17 protein-coding genes are annotated in these 20708 nt (G+C 69.9%); 12 read left to right on the top strand and 5 right to left on the bottom strand.

The features are described from left to right. The 6 genes from AB0C02_RS24500 to AB0C02_RS24475 all read left to right on the top strand — a co-directional run. Positions 1-1109: CopD family protein (locus tag AB0C02_RS24500; protein ID WP_357551135.1), on the top strand; the 1109-nt coding region annotated here is incomplete at its 5' end. Positions 1110-1347: 238 nt separating this feature from the next. Then, positions 1348-3162, top strand: a complete 1815-nt coding sequence (locus AB0C02_RS24495; RefSeq protein WP_357551134.1) for a hypothetical protein — start codon at positions 1348-1350, stop codon at positions 3160-3162. 136 nt (positions 3163-3298) lie between these two features. Beyond that, positions 3299-4507, top strand: coding sequence for a branched-chain amino acid ABC transporter substrate-binding protein (locus AB0C02_RS24490; protein ID WP_357551133.1), 1209 nt, complete (start codon positions 3299-3301; stop codon positions 4505-4507). 47 nt (positions 4508-4554) lie between these two features. Next, positions 4555-5289 (top strand): hypothetical protein, encoded by a 735-nt coding sequence (locus AB0C02_RS24485; RefSeq protein ID WP_357551132.1) that lies wholly within the window; start codon positions 4555-4557, stop codon positions 5287-5289. 45 nt (positions 5290-5334) lie between these two features. After that, positions 5335-6045, top strand: coding sequence for a YcnI family protein (locus tag AB0C02_RS24480; RefSeq protein WP_357551131.1), 711 nt, complete (start codon positions 5335-5337; stop codon positions 6043-6045). A 94-nt stretch (positions 6046-6139) separates the two neighbouring features. Continuing rightward, positions 6140-7948, top strand: a complete 1809-nt coding sequence (locus AB0C02_RS24475; RefSeq protein ID WP_357551130.1) for a DUF1003 domain-containing protein — start codon at positions 6140-6142, stop codon at positions 7946-7948. Here the strand turns inward: AB0C02_RS24475 and AB0C02_RS24470 are convergent, their stop codons facing one another. Next, entirely contained in the window at positions 7949-8647 is a 699-nt protein-coding gene (locus AB0C02_RS24470; protein WP_357551129.1) for a response regulator transcription factor, read from the bottom strand. Beyond that, complete coding sequence (locus AB0C02_RS24465; RefSeq protein WP_357551128.1) at positions 8644-9888, bottom strand: histidine kinase; 1245 nt, start codon at positions 9886-9888, stop codon at positions 8644-8646. The genes AB0C02_RS24470 and AB0C02_RS24465 overlap by 4 nt, the downstream gene beginning before the upstream one ends. Positions 9889-10144: 256 nt before the next feature. On the opposite strand from AB0C02_RS24465, the gene AB0C02_RS24460 reads away from it, so the two are divergent. The 3 genes from AB0C02_RS24460 (at position 10145) to AB0C02_RS24450 (ending at position 13944) form a co-directional block, all read left to right on the top strand. Beyond that, entirely contained in the window at positions 10145-12295 is a 2151-nt protein-coding gene (locus AB0C02_RS24460) for an MMPL family transporter (RefSeq protein WP_357551127.1), read from the top strand. 50 nt (positions 12296-12345) lie between these two features. Next, a complete protein-coding gene (locus tag AB0C02_RS24455) occupies positions 12346-12816 on the top strand; it encodes a DUF6220 domain-containing protein (protein ID WP_357551126.1) in 471 nt (156 codons plus the stop codon). A gap of 186 nt (positions 12817-13002) precedes the next feature. Continuing rightward, a complete protein-coding gene (locus tag AB0C02_RS24450) occupies positions 13003-13944 on the top strand; it encodes an inositol-3-phosphate synthase (protein ID WP_357551125.1) in 942 nt (313 codons plus the stop codon). 8 nt (positions 13945-13952) lie between these two features. Here AB0C02_RS24450 and AB0C02_RS24445 read toward each other — a convergent pair whose 3' ends face one another. Beyond that, entirely contained in the window at positions 13953-14210 is a 258-nt protein-coding gene (locus AB0C02_RS24445; RefSeq protein WP_357551124.1) for a hypothetical protein, read from the bottom strand. Between the two features lie 243 nt (positions 14211-14453). Here AB0C02_RS24445 and AB0C02_RS24440 point away from each other — a divergent pair, with 243 nt between their 5' ends. Together AB0C02_RS24440 and AB0C02_RS24435 are read left to right on the top strand one after the other, a co-directional pair. Beyond that, a complete protein-coding gene (locus tag AB0C02_RS24440; RefSeq protein ID WP_357551123.1) occupies positions 14454-16136 on the top strand; it encodes a PxKF domain-containing protein in 1683 nt (560 codons plus the stop codon). A 301-nt stretch (positions 16137-16437) separates the two neighbouring features. After that, a complete protein-coding gene (locus AB0C02_RS24435) occupies positions 16438-17070 on the top strand; it encodes an HNH endonuclease family protein (RefSeq protein WP_357551122.1) in 633 nt (210 codons plus the stop codon). 14 nt (positions 17071-17084) lie between these two features. Here the strand turns inward: AB0C02_RS24435 and AB0C02_RS24430 are convergent, their stop codons facing one another. Continuing rightward, positions 17085-18197 (bottom strand): RDD family protein, encoded by a 1113-nt coding sequence (locus AB0C02_RS24430; RefSeq protein WP_357551121.1) that lies wholly within the window; start codon positions 18195-18197, stop codon positions 17085-17087. 110 nt (positions 18198-18307) lie between these two features. On the opposite strand from AB0C02_RS24430, the gene AB0C02_RS24425 reads away from it, so the two are divergent. Continuing rightward, the gene (locus tag AB0C02_RS24425) at positions 18308-19309 is read left to right on the top strand and encodes a stage II sporulation protein M (RefSeq protein WP_357551120.1); all 1002 of its coding nucleotides are present in this window, start codon (positions 18308-18310) and stop codon (positions 19307-19309) included. Between the two features lie 27 nt (positions 19310-19336). On the opposite strand, the gene AB0C02_RS24420 is transcribed toward AB0C02_RS24425, so the two are convergent. Next, positions 19337-20704, bottom strand: coding sequence for a DUF58 domain-containing protein (locus AB0C02_RS24420; protein WP_357551119.1), 1368 nt, complete (start codon positions 20702-20704; stop codon positions 19337-19339). Between the last annotated feature and the right edge of the window lie 4 nt (positions 20705-20708).

The raw sequence follows: 20708 nt of genomic DNA, 5'->3' as shown, positions 1-20708 counted from the left end.
GCACGTCGTTGGCCGGGGTGTTCGATCCTGACCTGCTCGGCACCACGTTGTCGACGCGGTTGGGTCATGCGTTGGTGGCGCGGCTGGTGATCGTGCTTGCCCTCGGTGTGGTCTTCGGGATCGCCGTACGCCCGTCACCGATCTCCGACGGGGTCGAGGCGTCCGGCGCCACCCGCCGGATGGTTCTGCCGGCGCTTGCCACGGCCGGCGCCGTCGCCTTGATGTTGACGTGGACGTTGGCGGATCACGCGCAGACCGGTGTGCAGACGTGGTTGGCGGTGCCGGTGGCCGGTTTGCATCTGTTGGCGATGGCGTTGTGGCTGGGTGGTCTGGTTCTGCTGGTGGCGTGTGTGCTGGTCCCGGGTGGGGGAAGCGTTGTCTCTTTGGAGCCGGTGCTGCCGAGGTTTTCCCGGCTCGCGGAGATCTGTTTCGCGGTGATCGCGGTGACGGGTGGGTATCTGGCGTGGCGGCAGGTGGGGTCGTGGGCGGCGCTGGGCGCGACCGTTTTCGGGTGGTTGTTGCTGGGCAAGCTTGCCGTGGTGCTTGTTGTGGTGGGTTTGGCCTCGGGTGCGCGGCGGTTCGTGCGGCGGCGTGGTGGTGGGTCGCTGGATGCGCGGCCGTCGGTGGCGGTGCGTCGGTTGCGCCGGTCGGTGGTGGGTGAGGTCGTGCTCGGGGTGGTCGTCGTGTCGATCACGGCGGTGCTGGTCAACACCGTTCCGGCCCGGACCAGCTACGCGCCGCCGGTGCACGTCACCGTTCCGGTTCCCGCCGGGGACGGGGACGGGGACGGGGACGGTGCGGGCGTCGGGCTGCGGGGTGGCTCGGTCGAGGTGACGATCGAGCCGGCGAGGTCGGGTAGCAACGTGGCCGACATCTACCTCACCGGGCAGGACGGTTCACTGGTCGCGGTGCCCGAGATCTTCGGCGAACTCCAGTCGCCCGATCGCACCGTCACGGCCCTGCCCGTCAAGATTTCCGCCGCCGAACCCGGCCATTACGTGGCGAACCCGATGTCCGTCCCATTTCCGGGCTCGTGGGTGCTGCGGCTGGACATTCGGATCTCCGACTTCGACGAGACACCCGTACGTGTCCCGTTCACGGCCCGCTGAGAGCCATCCGTGCCGGAGGCGAACAGGCTTTGACCAGGGTATTGCGTACCGGCGATGCCTACAGCATGATCACCCGTTAAACAGCCTCTGGCTGCTTGGTTATCACACCACCACTGTGGTGCATCATTCAGTCACGCTTCGTGGCAACGCGAAGCTTGTCTATTCGACGTTCGGAGTAACGGTGAGAGTACCCGTTGGAAGAGCGGGGAGGGGCATAGCCCTCCTGAGAGGCGCGGTCGTGCTTGCCACGGCGGCTGCGCTACAGATGTCGAGCCTCGGCGCGGCCCACGCAGACCCGACCGGTCCGGTCAAGCCCGGCACGGTCGGGTCGGCCGAGGCCGACGCGACCAGGCTGCAGAACCAGGCGGACACGGCCGCGAAGAACGCCGCCCGGGCCGCCACCCAGTTGGACAAGGCCAAGGCCAAGGCGGAGGAGACGGCGCAGGCCGCGGCCGAAGCCGCCGCCGTGGCCGAGCAGTCGGGCAAGAACGGCGACAAGCAGAAGGCGGACAACGCCGCGGTCAAGGCCGCGAACGCATCCGCCGAGGCCGCGCAGGCGCAGCTGGAGTACAACGAGAAGGCCGCTGCGGCGGCGCAGGCGGCTGCGGCCGCGGCGGAGGCGGCGACCAACGCCGAGCGTGAGGCCGCGTCGCTCGCCGGCATCAAGCTCGGCGTCGACACCGCGGGGACGCAGACCCTTCCCGACACCGGGGTGTTCCCCGACAACGCGACGCACAGCGACAACGTCAAGGTCGTCGGCCAGGTGCGCGGCGTGCTGTCCAGCGACGGCAGCTGCCCCGCCTTCAAGGCGACGAAGTGCCCGGCGTTCTCGTCGTTGAACTTCGTGCACTTCGAGAAGCTCGGCTTCGACATGATGGTCGCCAACGGCACCGGCGGCCTGGCCATCTGGTCGCTGAAGAACCCCGAGCGCCCGGAATACATCGCCGCCGTCACCGTCGACCAGCTCAAGCAGCCGGGCGAGACCATGACCCGGTTCTGGGAGGGCGAGAACCTCACGGTCGACAGCCGGCGCAAGCTGGTCTACCTGACCCGCGACTCGGGCACCAAGGGTCTGTTCATCATCGACATCAACGACCCGTGGCACCCGAAGCTGCTGGGCTTCCACCCGGTCCGGCTCGGCCACACCGCGACGTGCATCAACGACTGTCGGTTCATCTGGTCCGTGGGGTCGGGTGCCAGCGGCATCAGCGCCCCCGTCTACGTGACCGACGTACGTGACGTCAACCACCCGTTCACCTACAGCAAGGCCGTCGCCGCCGACGTCCGGCGTACCGGTGTGACGAGCGGCTCCACGCACAGCGTCGACGTCGACTTCGACGGCGTCGTCTGGGTCTCGGGCAGCGGCGGCGTCCGCGGCTACTGGACGGAAGGCAAGCACTACGACCCGGCCACGAAGACCACGCGTTCCGCGACGGCGTACGACCCGATCCCGTACGCGGGTGGGAGCGTCACCGGTCTGGAGAGTGCCTTCCTGCACAACGCCTACCGGTTCCCGAACGCCCTGGGCGACCGCCCGAAGGGCGACGTCGTGCTCATCACCAACGAGAACAACAACCAGAACTGCGCGAAGGCCGGCGTGTTCATCCTCGCCTCGCTGGAGGGAACGCACGACGGCGAGGGAATGACCTCCACGCCGGCGAACCCGGTCAAGATGGGGCAGCTCGCCACGTACAGCCCCGGGGGCAAGCCCGGCCACTACGTCGACCCGACGGGTAAGGCCGGCGACTGCTCCGCGCACTGGTTCACGGTGAACGGCAACATCGTCGCCGCCGGCTTCTACGAGCAGGGCGTCCGGTTCCTGGACATCTCCGACCCGCGCAACCCGCAGCAGGTCGGCTGGTTCCGGGTGCCGGACCGCGCCGCCGGCCCCGACGGCCCGGCGATCATCGGGAGCAACGCCTCCTCGGCCTACTGGCACAACGGGTATGTCTACATCCCCGACTACGGTCGGGGCGTCGACATCATCAAGTTCACCGACAAGATCCCCGGTAAGCGGGAGAACAAGGTCTGCTGGAACTCCTGCGAGAAGTAGTCCGCAGCAGACATATCGCACGTGGAGGGATCCCCCCGCCGTAACCCGGCGGTGGGGGTCCCTCCCCGTCACCCGCCCCGAGGCCGCCTGCCTCGACCACCCCGTTCATCACGACCGGCGCCGAGAGAGAAGCACCATGCAGCTCCCGACAACCCTCGACGGCCGCGGCCGGACCCGCCGCACCCGCTGGCTCGCACCGATAGCCCTCGCCGTTCTCACGCTCCCGGCCGTAGCCGCGTGTACCTCGACCGACGACCCGCCGGCCCCGCCCCGGGGGGAGATCGCCTTCGGTGTGATCGCCCCACTGTCCGGGCCGGACAAGGCACGCGGGCAGGATCTGGTCGACGGGGCGCGGATGGCGATGGACGACCTCAATATCCGGGGCGGGGTCATCGGGCTGCACGTCTCCCTCGTCACCGTCGACGACGAGTGCCTCGACGACGGCGGCAAGGAAGCGGCGAAGCGGCTCCACCTCACCGAGAACGTCGCCGGCGCGCTCGGAGGCGTCTGCGACGGTGCCGCCGAGGCCGCCGCGCGGGTCCTCGGCGGTAACGGGCTGCCGTTCCTCATCACCTCCGCCAACGCGCCCACGTTGGTCAGCGCGGAGGACACACCCACGGCCTATCTCACCAACGGCACGCCCTACCAGGAGGCGCTCGCGGCGGTGCACTGGATGGCCTACCAGGCGTCCCAGCGGCTCGCGGTGATCGCTGATGACACCCCGGAGTCCGCGTACCTGGTCAACCAGGTGGTCTCGGTGGCCTCACCCGTACCCAGGCTGGTCAGCAAGCAGACCCTGGGCGCCGGGCAGCGGGACATGGCCGCCGTCGCCACCACCGCGTTGGCCGCGAACCCCGACGTCGTGTACTGGGCCGGCTCGGCACAGGAATCCGGCCAGCTGGCTGCGGCGCTGCGGAAGGCCGGCTACAAGGGCAAATTCGTCGCCTCCGCAGCGTCGGAAAGCCCCGATTTCCTGTCCGCCGCCGGGAAGGACGGCGCCGAGGGGGCGTACGTGATCACCACGGCGAGCCCGCAGAACCTTCCCGCCGCCGCGGCCTGGACCGCCCGTTTCACCAAGGCGTTCGGTCACGCGCCGGGCCGGGACGCGCTGCGGGCCTACGACGCGCTGCGCGCCCTGGGTCAGGCCGTGACGCAGACGGGGAAGGTGGACCCCACGTTGAACAGCGAACAGTTGCCCAAGCTCGAGGACAGCTTCAACACGTTCCTGGGGGAGCTTCGATTCGCCCCCGACCACACGGTCAAGTACGACAACCACATCGTGCTGACCGCCAAGGGCGGCGTCTTCACCCTCGCCGACACCCTCCGTTCGCAGGGCGACTCCTGACGGCCGGTGAAGGCCGCCTCTTTCGCCTCCGATGAAGTGAGCCATCCGTGATCTTGAGCTCCCGCGCCGCCGTGGCCCTCGCGCTGGCCGCAGTCTGCGCCGCCGTCACCGGCTGCTCCAGCGCTGCGGACGACACGGCGAGCAAGCCCTCCTACACCGCCGACGACGTCAAGGCCGCGTACTACACGGCCAAGGACGCCGGCGAGGGCGCGCGCGACTACTGGTATGACCGGGACTTCCACTCGCACACCAACTACGTGCCGCCGAGCGCCATCCAGACCTGCCCGTACGTCCACCGCTCCGACACACCCAACGCGCCGTCCAACGTGGTTCAGCCCGTCGGCGGCCAGCCCGTGGGGCAGTTCGCCGTGGAGCCGGCCAGGGCGACCGACACCAGCGTCCCGTACGTGACCCAGAACGCCCTCGTCTTCGCCTCGACCCCCATCGCCGACAACGCGATGAAGGAGGTCGATGCCGGGCTGGCCGGCTGCCCCGGGTCGTACGCGGTCGAGGGGGGACCGCCGATCATTCTCGGCGCCTACCGGGTGACCAGCCGTCCGCTTGAGGTGTTCGGGTGGAAGGGGTACGTGCAGCAGCTCGCCCACACGTACCCACCGGGGCAGGACGACATCTATTACGAGGACATCGCCATCGTGGTGCTCCACCGGGCGAACCTCATCCTCTACCTCGACCTCACCCAGAAGAAGATCGTCGGGGACCGCGCGGACTCGGCCGACCAGGCCAAGGCAGCCATGGAGAAAGCGCTGCGACGGCTGGGCTGATCGGCCCGCGCGATTATTGATCAATTGAAACGATGGAGAGTGCACATGCTTCGCCGAGCCGTACGTAGCCTGGTAACCGTGGGCGTGGCGGCCTGCCTGGTCGGCATCCTGCCGACGGCGGCGTTCGCGCACGTGACGGTGAACCCGGGCACGGCCACCCAGGGCGGCTACGCCGCCGTGTCCTTCCGCGTGCCCAACGAGCGCGACAACACGAACACCACCGCGATCGAGGTTCAACTGCCGACCGACCACCCGCTGGCCTCGATCTCGGTGAAGCCGCACCCCGGCTGGTCGTACGAGATCACGAGGAAGAAGCTGGACACGCCGATCGAGGCGCACGGCGTGCCGATCAGCGAGGTCATCGACAAGATCACCTGGACCGCGGCGGACCCGCAGTCGGCGATCAAGCCGGGTGAGTACGACGAGTTCTCCATGAGCGCCGGGCCGCTGCCCATGACCGACCAACTGGTCTTCAAGACCCTGCAGCACTACAGCGACGGCGAAGTGGTGCGCTGGATCCAGGAGCCGGCCGCCGGCGCCGACGAGCCGGAGCGCCCCGCGCCGGTGCTCCGGCTCGTAGCCAAGAACGAGGCACCGTCGACGGGCACCGAGCAGGCGGCTCCGGCCGTGGGCGGCACGGCCACGGACCAGTCGGATGCGGGGGTGCGGTGGGCAGTCGGGCTGTCCGTGGCCTCGCTGGTGATCGGCCTCGCGTGCGCCGCGACGATGGTCGTGTGGCGGCGCCGGACGCGATAGGTTCTTTCAAGCCCAGGGCAGGCTGACCGTAGGCGGTCGCCGCAGCAGCGTGCTGGCTGCGGCGGCCGCGTCCGGACCGATCCAAGGGGGAATCGTGGACACTGCCGGTCAGTCTGCTGATCTGCCGCAACAGCCGGCCTCGGTCGCCGAGAAGAAGGTCGGTGTCAATGACGCCGTCGCGGCCGCCCTGACCCGGTGGATCGGCTCCATGCCCGCCCTCTACGTCGCGCTGGTCGTCATCGGCGGTTGGATGGCGCTGGCGACCTGGGGGCCGCTGCACCGGGCCGATCCGTACCCGTTCGCGTTCCTGTTGTTCCTGAACAATGTGGCGCAGCTCGTGCTGTGCTCGGTGATTCTGGTCGGCCAGCGGGTGCTCGGCTCCGCCGCCGACCGCAGGGCGGTGCAGACCTACGAGAATGCCGAGGCGATCTTCGCCCGCGTCGCGGACCTGCAGGCCCACCTCGACCGGCACGACAGGGCGCTCAGTCGCGGGGTCAGCCTGCTGCACACCAGCCCACATCCCTGGATCGAACGGCACCGGGTGCAACCACCGCCGCAGGCCATCGACCAGTCCGTGGGCGTCAACGGCCGGATCGCGGCCTGGCTCACGCAGCGGCTGGGCAGCATGTGGGCCTTCTACGTCGCCGCCGGCACCCAGGTGTTGTGGATCGGTCTGGCCATGCTGGGCGCGCAACGGGTCGACCCGTACCCGTTCGCGTTCATGACGTTCCTGTCCGCATTGGCCCAGCTCATCTTCATGATTGTGATCATGGTCGGTCAGGAGGTCCTGGATCGGGCCGGCGACCGCCGATCCGAGCAGACCTTCCTGGACGCCGAGGCCATCCTGCACGAATGCCGGCGGATGAAGGCGCGGCTCACCGCGCAGGACCGCATCATCGACAGCCTCGCCGACTACGCCGCCGCCCAGGTCACCGAACACCTGGCCGAGGCGATCCACCACACCCCGCTCCTGCCGGCTGCCGACAACCGTCAGGCCTCGATCGGCGGTCCCGCAGGGCAGCCGTGGCGCAAACTGCCGGAGGAACTGAAGGAGACGGCCCGCGGCCAGGCCCGGCGGATCGGCGAGAGGCTGGCCGAGATCGGTTGCCTCATGGTTCCGACGTTTGATCAAACACGCGCCTTCGCCTTCAGCGACGACGAGGTGGAACTGCTGGCTCGGCTGGAGTACGAACAGCAGACGACCGAGCCAGCGCCTGGCCCGGTGCCGGCGCCCGTGCGGTGGGAGCAACTGCCCGACGAGACGCGCGCCCGGCACCTGGAGGCGGTGCAGCGTATCCCCGCAATGCTGGCCGACGTGGGATTCCAGGTACTGCGTGACGGCAAGGGTGACGTCCCTGGGGAAACGGACTTCACCGCCGGGGAGTGGGCCACCCTGCAACAGGCGATGATGGCCGCCGGCGTGCTCGTGTCACTCGCCGAGGGCGTCGTCGACGCCGAGGAAATCTTTGCCCTGGTCAAAGTGCTGCGCGAGGCCAGCATCGCACACCCCAACCGGTTCATCCGCGAGCTGACGGCCGCGTCCACCTTCACCACCGGGCTGCAACCCGGCACCGCCTACGCCGACTACAAGGTTTTCGCACTCGAAGCGATCCGCTCGGCCACCGCCATCATCGCCGGCAAGGCACCGACGGAGGTGGCCGATTTCCGCGCGCTGCTCATCGAACTCGCCACGGTCGTCGCCGACGCGAACAACGAGGGCGGGTTCTTCGGCCTCGGCTCCCGACCCCGCACCCCCCGGGAGGCCGCGGCCATCGAAGCAGTGACGCAGGCGACCGAGCTCGACGGCACCAGCCTCAGGCCACCGGCTCAGGTCCGCGCCGACCAACCCCTGACCAGCGGTCGTCAGCTGTTCGGCGCGGGCCGGCCTCCCGTCGGGCCATGATCAAGCCCGGGGGCTGACCAAGCCGGTCTGGTAGGCGATGACGACCAGCTGCGCACGGTCACGCGCACCCAGCTTCGCCATCGCATGGCTGACATGGGTGTGGGCGGTTGCCGGACTGAGGAACAGCTCAGCGCCGATCTCGTCGTTGCTCAACCCCTGTCCCACCAGGGCCATGACCTCACGCTCGCGTTGCGTCAACACCGCCAGCCGTTCCTCCCCGGCCTGGGTGGCGATCCGACCCGCGGTGAACTGGGCGATGAGGCGCCGGGTGATCCGCGGCGCGAGCAACGCCTCCCCAGCGGCGACCACCCGGATGGCGTGCAACAGCTCGGCCGGACCGGCATCCTTGAGCAGGAAACCGCTCGCGCCGGCCTGCAGCGCCTCGAAGACGTACGCGTCAGTGTCGTACGTGGTCAGAATCAGCACCCGAACCTGCTCCAGACCGCGCGTCCTGGCGATCTGGCCGGTGGCCTTGATCCCGTCCACCTCCGGCATACGGATGTCCATGAGCACGACATCGGGCCGGGTGGCCCGAGCCCGCTCCACGGCCTCGGCGCCGTTGGCCGCCTCCCCAACCACCGTGATGTCGTCCTCGACGTCGAGCAGCCCCTTGAACCCGGACCGCACCAGAACCTGGTCGTCGGCGAGCACCACCTTGATCGGTGCGCTGCCGGACGACGACGTGGCCGTCGTGCTCACGGCCGCACCGCCTGGGCCGGAACCAACGGCAGCCGCGCCCTGACCTCGAACCCGCCGCACGACCGCGGCCCGGCGGTCAGCTCACCGCCCAGGAGGCCACAGCGTTCGCGCATTCCGACGATCCCCCGGCCCGGCTCGGCCGAGCCGCCGGTGACACCCCCGTGCCCACCCGGCGCGCCCGGGTCCGCGGCAACCCCACCCGAGGCATCCCGGCCATCCTCATTGGCCACTCGGACCTCCAGAGCATCGGTGCCATAGTCGAGCCCGACCGTCACCCGGGTCGGGCCAACGTGACGGATCACGTTGGTGATCGACTCTTGCAAGATCCGATACGCGGTGTTGTCCACCGCGCTCGGCAATGGCGTCGCCGGCGAACTCACCTCGACCTTGACGTCGAGCCCGGCCTCGCGCGCCACCGCGGTGAGCTCGTCGATCTGGCCCAGGCCGGGGTGCGGCACTCGCCCGTTGTCCGCAGAACGGAGCACACCGAGGATCGCCCGCATCTCGTGCAACGCCTGGGCGCTCGTCTGCTCGATGATCACCAGCGCGTCCCGCGCCCCTTCCGGCCGCTTGTCGAGCAGGTACGCGGTGACGCCGGCCTGCACGTTGATGATCGCGACGGCGTGGGCGACGGTGTCGTGGACCTCACGCGCGATCCGGAGCCGCTCGGCGTCGACCCGCGAACGCGCCTCCTCCTCCCGGCTCCGTTCGGCCTGTCGAGCCCGCTCCTGAGCCTCGGCCGCGATGACCCGCCGAGACCGGACCGACTCACCCAGGGCAGCGGCCATGACCGACGCCGCGATCCGGAAGAACACCCATCCGATGGCGGCGGCCGGCTCGATGTCGGCCGCGGCGATGAGCCAGCCGACGGCCAACACGGCGATGCCCGCGTACGCGATCATCAGCGACCTGCGCCCGTCGCCATAGGCGGTCAGCGTGTAGAGGGCGACGAAGAGCCCGATCCATCCGGGCCCGTCCGAGAAGCCGATGGTGAAGTACACCAGGCTGGCGAGCGCGGCCGTGACGAACACCGGCACCGGCCAGCGGCGGCGCACGGCCAGCACCAGACCACACACGGTCAGCAGGACGTAGCCCAGGTGCCCCAAGTCGGACAGCGGTCGCGATCCCACCTCCTCGGGTTTCGCGAGGGTGCCCTGGACCTGCATCACGGCGACGAAGAGCCCGAGCAGGACGTCCTGCGCCAGGACCGGCAGGCGGAACGGCGCCGCTCGGCGTTTCATTCCGCGATCATAATGAGCGCGCCCGGGCGACCGCCTACGACGACGGGCGCGACCAGGCACGAGCCGTCTACGCAAATCTGCGTAGGCACTGTCATCCGTTGCCCGAGGACGCGCACGGCCCAGCGACGCGACGATCGCTTCCGTGACTCAACCAACTGCGGCCTCCGTGCGCGACGACCGCCAACGCTCATCCGACAAACCGCGGCCGGGACCGCTGGGCAGGCTCGGGGGCTGGGCCTTCCGCCGGCGGGGAAGAGTGCTGGTCGCCTGGGCCGTGGGCCTCGTCATCGCCTTCGGCCTGTCGGCCGCCTTCGGGGGCGAGACCGTCAACGGCTCCTCCGCGCCGGGCTCCGATTCGGAGCAGGCACAGCGCCTGTTGGGAGAACGGTTCCCCGCTCAGTCCGGCGACACGGTGCGGGTGGTGGTGCGTGCGGACGACGTCACCGGCGCCGAGGCGCGTAGTGACGTCGGCGCGCTGCTGGGTGAGCTGGGGCGCATGCCGCACGTGGCGTCGGTCGAGGATCCGTACTCCGCCACAGGGAGCATCTCGCCGGACGGCCGGACGCTCGCCGCACGCGTCTATCTCGACGTCACCAACCCCAACGACATGCCGGTCGAGGACACCGAACGGCTGCTGGCCGCCGCCGGGGCGGCCGAGCGCGACGGGCTGAAGATCACGCTCGGTGGACGGGCCGTGCAACTCGCCGAGGCGACCCAGTCGGGATCCGAACTGATCGGGCTGCTCGCGGCCGCGGTGATCCTGCTGATCATGTTCGGGTCGGTGGTGGCGGCCGGGCTGCCACTGGCCATGGCGATCGGTGCACTGGCGGTGAGCGCCGGCCTGATCGGTATCGCGGCGGCCGTGGTGGACGTGCCGGAATTCGCGCAGATCATCGGCATGGCGCTGGGCATCGCCCTGGGCATCGACTACGCGCTGCTGCTGGTGACCCGGTTCCGCGAATGGCGGGCGGCGGGACTCGACCCCGAAGCGGCGACCGTGGCGACGCTCGACACCGCCGGCCGGTCCGTCCTCGTGGCCGGTGGCACGGTCATGGTGAGCATGTCGGGGCTGTTCGTGGTGGGCCTGTCCATCATGAACGGCACCGCCGTCGTCACCATGGTGGCGACCCTGGTCGTGGTGGCCGCCGCCATCACCCTGTTCCCCGCGCTGCTCGGCTACCTGGGGCGGCGGATCGACCGCCTCCGGGTGCCGCTGGGACGGCGTCGTGCCGCCCGGATCTCCGCCGACGGCCACCCGGTGCCGGCGGCTGGCTGGTCCCGCTGGAGCGGGCTGGTGCGGCGGCACAACCTTCTCGCCATCGTGGCGAGTGTCGCGCTGCTGCTGATCCTGGCCGCGCCGTTCCTCGGCGTGCACTTCGGCCTACCCGACGCCGGCAACGACCCCGAGGGCACGTCGAATCGGCAGGCGTACGACATGCTGGCCGAGGGCTTCGGCCCCGGCGAGAACGGGCCGCTGCTGGTTGTGGCGCAGGTGTCGCCAGCCGATAGCGACGTGGCCCTCCAGCGGTTGCAGGCCGAGCTGGGCCACACGGCGGGCGTCGCGGCGGTGTCACCGCCACGGCTCAATCCGGCCGGTGACACGGCGCTGATCACCGTCGTGCCCGCCGCCGGGCCGCAGGAGGCCGCCACCGAGAACCTCGTCCAGAACCTGCGCGAGGATGTGATCCCGGCCGCGACCAAGGGCACCGGCACAGAGGTGCACGTCGGCGGCGCAACCGCGGCGGTGATCGATCTCAACGCGTTGATCGCCAACCGGCTCGCACCGCTCATCGGCGGCGTCGTCGTCGTGGCGATGCTGCTGTTGCTGGTGGCGTTCCGCAGCATCGTCATCGCGCTCACGGCTGCTGTGATGAACCTGCTGTCGGTGGCGGCGGCGTACGGGGTGGTGGCCTTCTTCCTCCAAGGCGGCTGGGCCGGCCGGCTGGTCGGCATCGACACCGCTACCCCGATGGCCGCGTTCGTTCCGCTCATCATGTTCGCGCTGTTGTTCGGCCTCTCCATGGACTACGAGGTCTTCCTGATCAGCCGAATGCGAGAGTCGTGGGTGCGTACCCGGGACAACACGCGGGCCATCGTCACCGGACTGGCCAGCACCGGACAGGTGATCACCGCCGCCGCGGCCATCATGATCGTTGTCTTCGCGGCGATCATCCCGAGCGACCAGGTCTTCATCAAGGTCTTCGGGCTGGGCATGGTCGCGGCAATCCTGGTGGACGCGACCGTCATCCGGATGCTGCTCGTGCCGGCGGTCATGCACCTGCTCGGCCGTAGCAACTGGTGGCTTCCTCGCGCCATGGAGCGGCGCCTGCCCCAGCTGCACGTCGAAGGAGCACCCGACACCTTCCTGCGCCCCACCGCTGACGCGGAACCGGTTCCGTCCCGATGAGCCGGTCGGAATTACCCGTCAGGACCCCTACCAACCTGAAGGAGGATCCTTTGCGAAAGCTGTTCGCCGGCCTCGCGGCCCTGCTGATGCTGGTCGTGCTGGCCCAGTTCTACTTTGCCGCGAGCGGCGCGTTCAGCACCGCGTCCAACGACGAGTCCTTCCGGCCGCATCGCGCGCTGGGGTACGTGATCTTCCTTCTGCCGGTCCTGATGACGATCGTCGCCGCACTGGCCCGGACGCCCGGCCGGCTCATCGGGATGGCCGCCCTGGTCGCCGGGTTAACGGCTGTCCAGGTGGTGATCGCGGTATTCGCGAAGGCGTTCAACGACACCGGCGACACCAGCACGAGAGCCGGACAACTCGTCTTCGGCCTGCACGCGATCAACGGTCTGGCCATCTTCTCGGTGGCCGGGAACATCGCCCGAAAGGCGCGAGCGCAGTCGCGGACCACGGCGACCGATCGACAGGCCGGGGCGGGCAATGACGTGGGGGTGTCCGAAACGGCTCAACCCGCGTCATGACAACGAGCCAGTTGATCGTCACGGACCACGTGGTCGCGCTGCTGAGCGTCGCCGTGTGGTCCGCGGCCGGCGCCACTGCGGCCGCCCGCCGCGCCCGGCCTGCGCTCGGCCTCCTTGCGGCGGCCGTACTCGTCGGTCGCTCGTCGCTCGCCGCGCGCGCCGTGATCACCTCAGTACGCTCGGACGGTGATCGAAAACGTCAAAGTCGCTGTCGTCGGGGTGGGCAACAACACCTCTGCGTTGGTGCAGGGGATTTCCTTCTATCGCGCCACCGGCAGTCTGGTGGGCATCCACCGACCGGAGATAGCGGGACTGGGCGTGGGCGACATCGAGTTCGTCGCTGCCTTCGCCATCTCCGACGCCAAGGTCGGCGAGGACCTCCACGAGGCGATTTTCCTGCCGCCCAACAATTTTCCCCGCCTCGACGCGGAGCTGCCACCTTCGGGGGTGACAGTGCAGCGTGGTCTCGTGGACTCGACGGAGATCGAGCGGGTGGCACACGCGCTGAAGGGCGCCGAGGTGCTGCTCTACTCGGCGCCCAGCGGCAGGCCGGAAACAGCTCAGGCGCACGCCGAGGCAGCCCTGAGGGCGGGCGTGGCGTTCGTCAACACCACGTCGGACGCAATTGCCCGGGAACCGATCTGGCTCAAGCGCTTTGAGGACGCCGGCCTGCCGTTGCTCGGCGATGACCTGGCCAGCCAGTTCGGCACCTCCGTGGTGCACCACGCCCTGCTCCAGTTGCTGCAAGAACGTGGCCTCACCCTGATCAGTTCCTATCAGGTAAATCTGGGGGGAACCGAGGACTTCCGCAACCTGGCCGAGAATTCCAACACCAAAAAGCAGTCCAAGCTGAATGCCCTCGGGTCGGACAAGGTGCAGCTGGCACCCCTCGGCTACCTCTCGCATCTGCGATCTCAGAAAATCGCCCATCTCAACATCGAGGCGCAGGGTTGGGGCGAAACCGAAGTGAGTCTGGATGTGCGGCTCAAGGTGCTCGACCCCAGTGGCGCCGCAGGCGTCAACATCGACCTGATTCGCATCGCGGCTACGGCATTGCGTTCGGGCCGGGGCGGCTACCCGGCTGAGGCGGCCTCGCTGCTGAAGTCTCCGCCCGGGACGGCGATCTGAAGGCCGCCTCACACCCGCCTGCGAACCCAGAGAACGATCGCGGTCGCGACGAACAGGATCGCCCCGATCACGAAGAGCCAGAACAGGCCCTTGACCACGAGCCCGACGATCAGTATCACCAACCAAACCAGCAACAGGGCAACGATCAGTGCGATCATGGGCGCCGCGTACCCGTATCTGGCCCGCAGAAACCATGCGGGCCGGATGGCGTCATCGAGATCTTCGGGGCCGAAGGCGGCTGCGCCGGTGAAGTGGCCGACGCGCATACCGACCTTCGGCGGCCAGATCGTTCACGTGTAGCGCCGACTCGGCGCTCGGCCGATCGGTGTTGCTCGGCCCACCGACCGGCCATTGTGGTGACAGCTCGGGACTTCGATCTGTTTCTTGCTCTGTCCTTGATCTAGGGTGACCAAAACCTTGCTGGCACCCGACTGCCTCGGGAAAAGGTCCAGTCCGCTCCGCCCTTCGGAGGAAAAGGTATGCCCCGAGATCAGATACCCCCACGTAAGTTGCGACGAGCGCCGGCCGGGTTCGTGGGCCTGGCCGTGCTCACCGCCGCTGTGCTGGTGCCGGTCACCTCGGCCACCGCCCAAACGCCCGAGCGGGTCGGCCCGCCTGGCTCGATGGTGTCCCTGGGTGACTCGATCACCCGTGGGTTCAACACCGGCGCGCTGCTGGCTGACAACCCTGCCGCCTCGTGGAGCACCGGTACGGACGCGCAGGTGAACAGCTTCTACCAGCGCGTACTCGAACTCAACCCGGCGATCATCGGCAACAACTACAACCGGGCGGTCACCGGTGCGAAGGTCGCCGGGCTCGATGCCCAGGCGCATGGTGCGGTCGCGACGGGCGCGGAGTTCGTCACGATCATGATCGGAGCGAATGACGCCTGCACCTCGAGCGAGGGCGCCATGACCTCGGTCGCCGACTTCCGCCGGGACTTCGCCACGGCGCTGGCGACGCTGTCCGCCGGCCTTCCGGACTCCCGGATTTTCGTCTCCAGCATCCCCGACATCTACCAGCTGTGGGATGTTCTGAGGAACAACCTTGCCGCTCGGCTGTACTGGGCCACGCTCGGCATCTGTCAGTCGATGCTGGCCAATGCGACCTCCAATGCCACCGCCGACCAGCAGCGGCGGGACCGGGTTCGGCAGCGGGTCGTCGACTTCAACAACCAGCTCGAGCAGGTGTGTGCGCAGTATCTTCGCTGCCGTTATGACGGGGGCGCGGCGTTCGAAACGAGGTTCCTCGCCTCCGACATCACCACGCAGGACTACTTCCACCCGAATTTTGCCGGCCAGGCCAAGGCGGCGCGCAATCTCTGGCCCGCCAGCTTCGACTTCACCGACCTGACCGCGCCCACGACGGCAGTGAACGCGAGCCGCGAGCCGGACGGCATCGACGAGTGGTACCGCGACAGTGTCGAGGTGTCCCTGTCGGCGACGGATCCGACGAGTGAGGTACGCGGTTCGGAGGTCCGCTACCGGCTCAGCGGGGCGGAGGACGCGGGCTGGGCTCGCTACACCGGGCCGATCCGCATCGAGGCGGAGGGGACGACCGAGGTCGAGGCCCGGTCGGTCGACGTCAACGGCAACGTCGAGGCGTCCCGGACCAGGCAGGTGAAGATCGACCGCACTCCGCCGGAGCTGTCGTTGAGCTGCCCGACCGGTCCGGTGTCGTTGAACGCCTCGGCGACGGCGACCGTGCAGGCCAGCGACGCGCTGTCCGGTCTCGTCGAGGATGCCAGCGGCACGTTCAGGCTCGACACGTCGGTGCCGGGTGCGAACGTCCACCAGGTCTCGGTCGCCGATCGGGCCGGTAACGTCACGACCCGCTCGTGCGTTTTCAACGTCGCCTACGTATTCGGTGGTGTCCAGAAGCCGCTTGACGCCTCCGGTGACACGGTTGCCAAGGCGGGCAGCACGATTCCGGTCAAGTTCGCGGTCACCGATGCCGCAGGCCGTGCGGTTGCCTCGGCCGAGGCGACCCTGTGGTGTGCTCGGGTCGGTGCCGTGGAGCCACCCACGGCGGCGGTGGCCCCCGGCAAGAGCGCGGTGGGTAACCACTTTGCCAGCTCCGGCGGCCAGTACCACTTCAACCTGGACACCAAGGGCATGACGCCCGGGTCGTACGACCTCATCATCCGTCTTGATGACGGGACCAACCACCTGGTCAGGGTGACGCTCAGGTAGCAGCCTCCGCGTTCCATTCCTGGATCCACTGTGCTGGGGTCGGATGGGCCGCCGTGGTCGAATGGACATCGACGTGTCCTCGGCCTCGGCGGCCCCATCCCTGCCGGCCCGCTACCTGCGCGCGCGGCTCGGCAGGTCGACGCCTAGATGTGGGCAGACAGCCCTTAACGCGGCGTTCACGGTGCCTTCGCACGGAAGCAGATGCATCGACCGTGATGCTTGTAACAATCTGTCTGTCCCTGTCATGCCATCAGCCGGGAAGCCCCACCCGCCGTGACATGCGACAGTCAGGAGTCGCCGAGTGCTTCGCGTACCCAGGGCCGCCCTCGCCACGGTGGCCGCCGTCGTCCTGTCCATCGTTCTGGCCCCGACGCCCGTCCACGCCACACCTGCCAACATTCCCTCATACAGCACCGCGCTGAGCCGGCTCAACTCGCTCACGGTCGCGGCCGAGTCCCACCAGTCCAGCTACAACCGCGATCTGTTCCCGCACTGGATCACGATCAGCGGCACGTGCAATGCCCGGGAAGAGGTCCTCAAGCGCGACGGCGCCAACGTCGTCGTCGACTCCAGCTGCTATCCGATCTCCGGGTCCTGGTACAGCCCGTACGACGGCCTGACCCGCACGAGCCCCGCCGACATCGACATCGACCACATGGTCCCGCTCGCCGAAGCCTGGCGATCCGGGGCCTGGGCCTGGAGCACCTCGCAGCGCCAAACCTACGCCAACGACCTCGGCGGCCCCGAGCTGTGGGCGGTCACCAACAGCGTCAACCGATCCAAGGGTGACAAGGACCCGGCTGCCTGGAAGCCCCCGCGAAGCGAGTTCCACTGCACCTACGCACGGGCCTGGATCCAGGTGAAGTGGTACTACAACCTCACCGTCGACAGCGCTGAGAAGTCGGCGCTCAACACGATGCTCAGCACCTGCTGATCACCACTTTGCCATCATCGCCCGCCTGGTCCGCCGGAGCTGTCCGGCCCGTCGGACTCAGCGGGGACTCGCGGCGTCGGCGGTCGCAGCGCCGGTGCGGCCGACCATGGAGCCGGCGGCGTGGCCGTTGGCGCCGCGACGGGCCATGCCGGGCGGGGCGGGTGGGCCAGGCCCGGCCACCTCACCGCCGTGCGGCCGCTGATGGCCCTGAGCCGCCTCGCCGCCCGGTGGTGCCGCTCCGCGTGCACCGCCGCCAGGTACAGGGTCGGCGGCACACCGAGCGGGGGCGCCGGCCGGATGACGGCCGCCACCTCGGCCATCAGCTGTTCGGCCAACCGGCTGCGGGCCGGTTCGCGCAGCTCCGCCGACCGGTGCAGGAAGTGTCGCACCACCAGCGCCAGGTCGTCGTCCAGGCCGGCCAGATCCAGCGTCGCGGCCCACCCCATCAGGGCGGGCGGCAGCACCGGATAGCGCCCCCAGCGGGCGACGGAGCGGTCGTGGATGACCAGCGTGCCGGCGGCGTAGTCGCCCAGCCGCTTGGCCTGTGGGCTGACCGCCATCGTCCAGATGCTCGCCAGCCAGGTGAGCGGCGGCGCGACCAGGCCGGGCCACTCCACGGCCGCGCTGACCAGACCCCGGGTGGCGGCCTGCCGGAACCGGACCGGCCCGCCGTCGTCGCGGACGACCCGCAATCCGAGCGCGAGCTTGCCGAGGGTCCGGCCGCCGGTCAGCGCCTCCATGGCCACCGGATAGCCGACAACCACCAGCGCCACGATCAGGATCAGGACCCCTTGGTAGAGCGCGCCGTCGAACACGACCACCCCCGTGGCATCCAGCAGGAGCAGCAGGAGCGGCACGGTCGACCCGAGCAGGAAGAGAAGCACGACCTGGACGACCAGGTCGATCAGCCGGGCCAGCATCCGGGAGCCGAGTTGCGCCACCGGCAGGTCCAGGCTGACCGCGTCCCCGGTGACGAACCGGACGGTGCCGCCGCCCGCCGCTCCCGGCGCGGGCGACGCTCCGGCGCCGGCGGGCGATGACAATCCGGCGACGCCCGGTGGGGGTGGCGCGGCGGGCGATGACGGCGCGGCGTCGGTGGGTACGGCAGGCGTGGCGTTGAGGGTCACCGCCACAGTCTGACCGGCCGGTAGACTCTGTGGGGGTCACCCCAGGCCGGCGGTGGGGTCGGCGCCGCAGCATCCATGCCAGAACGCGCCGTCGACCTCGGGGAGTCGTCGTGGACGTGGACGCGTTCGCCGCCGCGCACGGGGCGGAGTGGCAGCGGTTGCGTACGCTGCTGCGCCGGCGGCGGAGCAAGTTGACCCCGGCCGAGGTGGACGAGCTGGTGGTGCTCTACCGCCGAGCCGCCACCCATCTGTCGATCGTGCAGAGTCGTTCGCCCGATCCCGAGCTGACCGCCGCGCTCACCCGCTTGGTGCTCGCCGCGCGGGCCGCGGTGACGCCGTCCACCGGATTCCGCTGGGCCGGCGTAGGCCGCTTCTTCACCACCGCGTTCCCGCTCGAGGTCTACCGCGCCGGGCGGTGGTGTGCCGGCACCGGAGGGGCGTTCGTGGCGCTCAGCGTGCTGCTCATCGCCATCGTGGCCGGCAATCCCGAGATTCCGCTGCGGGTCATGTCGCCGGACGAGATCACGTCCCTGGTGGAGCACGACTTCGAGGCGTACTACAGCGGTGCGGCCGCGCAGAACTTCGGCTTCGCGGTGTGGACCAACAACGCCTGGATCTCCGCGATCTGCCTCGCCTCGGGGGTGATCGTGCTGCCGGCCGTGTATGTGTTGTGGCAGAACGCGCTCAACCTCGGGCTCGTCGGCGGGGTGATGGTCGGCAACGGCCGCACCGACCTGTTCCTCAGCCTGTTGCTGGTGCACGGGCTGCTTGAACTGACCTGCGTCTTCGTGGCGGCCGGGGTGGGGCTGCGGATCGGCTGGTCGTGGCTGGCGCCGGGGCCGCTGCGTACCCGGGGGCAGGCGGTCGCCGCTGCCGGCCGGTCCGGTCTGGTAGTCGCCCTGGGCCTGGTCCCGGTCCTGCTCGTCAGCGGCGTCATCGAGGCGTTCGTCACCCCGGCGCCGTTGCCAGCCGTGGTGAAGCTGGTGGTCGGCACGCTGGCCTGGCTCGGGTTCCTCGCCTACGTGGTGGTGTGCGGCGGCATCGCGCACCGGGCCGGCCAGACCGCCGACGTCGATGCCGCCGACCGGGAGGCCGTCGCACCCACCGCGTGAGGGACGCGGGCGGTGCGGCGGGATGCGCTACAGGCGGCCCGCCGCCTTGAGGTCGAGGTACCGGTCGGCCACGGCGGAGGCGAACGTCTCCACCGGCGCCTCCACCACGTGCACGCCTTGCCGGGCCAGCGCCCGCCGGACCCGGTCGGCCTCGTCCAGGGTCCGCTCCGCGGCGGCGGCCGTGTAGAGCTGCGTCAGCCCGTCGCGGCCGGCGGCGAGAACCGGCACCGAGGGATCGCTGACCGCCGCCACCAGCACGGTGTGCTTCGCGACGAGTTGCGCGACCACTGGCAGCAGGCCCTCGCCGAGCGCCCCGGGGTCGAGCGCGGTGAAGATGACGACCAGCGCCCGCTTGCGTTCGGTGCGCAACACCTCGGCGGTGACCCGGCTGAAGTCGGTTTCCACCAGCGACGGCTGCAGCGCCGCCATCGCCCGGGTCAGCCGGTCCAGGGCGGTCCGCTTGTGGGTCCCCGCCACCGTGACGCGTACCTGGTTGTCCACGGCGAGCAGGTCGACCCGGTCGTCGGCGTGCGAGGCGAGCACGGCGAGCAGCAACGCCGCGTCGATCGCCGCGTCCAGGCGCGGCTCGCCGGGCGGCTCCGGCACCGCCTCGGTCGGGGCGGTGGCGACCCGGCCCGCGCTGGTGCGCCCGGTGTCGACCACGCAGAGAATCCGCCGGTCCCGCTCCGGCCGCCAGGTCCGCACCACGACGTGTCCGGTGCGCGCGGTGCCGCGCCAGTCGATGGAGCGTACGTCGTCGCCGACCACGTACTCGCGCAACGAGTCGAACTCGGTGCCCTGGCCGCGTCCGCGGATCACCACCTGACCGTCGATGACCCGCAGTCGGGACAGCTTCTCCGGCAGGAACTTCCGCGCGTTGAACGGTGGCAGCACGGTCAGCGTCCATGGTGGGGTGAGCCGGGCCGCGCGCCGCTGTGCGGTCTGCCGGAAAGCCAGCCCGAACGGCCCGTACGAGCGCACGGTCACCCGAGCCGCCGGCCGGTCGCCCCGTCGGGTCGGGGTCAACCGGGTGGTCAACTCCGCGGACTCGCCGGGATCCAGGTCCACGACGTGGGCGTACGGCTCACCGGCGCCGGCCGACGGCACCCAGGCGTCCCGCACCAGGCCGCGCAGCGTACGCGGCGACGTGTTGGTGATCGTCAGCGTCACCTCGGCCGTCTCGCCGAGGCGTACCTGCCGGTCGCCGGCGCGGGTGAGCCGCACGTCGCCGGGCGGCGCCGCGATCAGCCAGTCCAGCCCGGTGGCCAGCAGCACCACCCCGGCCGCGCCGGCCAACCCCAGCCACAGCCCGGCCGCGTCGAGCAGCATCGCGCCGGCCGCCAGCACGGCCCCGCCGAGCAGCCCGAGCAGGGCCGGTACTCGCCAGGTCAGCATGGGT

It is taken from the genome of Micromonospora sp. NPDC048999 (assembly GCF_040649295.1).
In the GTDB taxonomy this organism is placed as follows: domain Bacteria; phylum Actinomycetota; class Actinomycetes; order Mycobacteriales; family Micromonosporaceae; genus Micromonospora.
The sequence above is the reverse complement of the archived record's forward strand: the minus strand, read 5'-3'. Positions and strand labels throughout refer to the sequence as shown.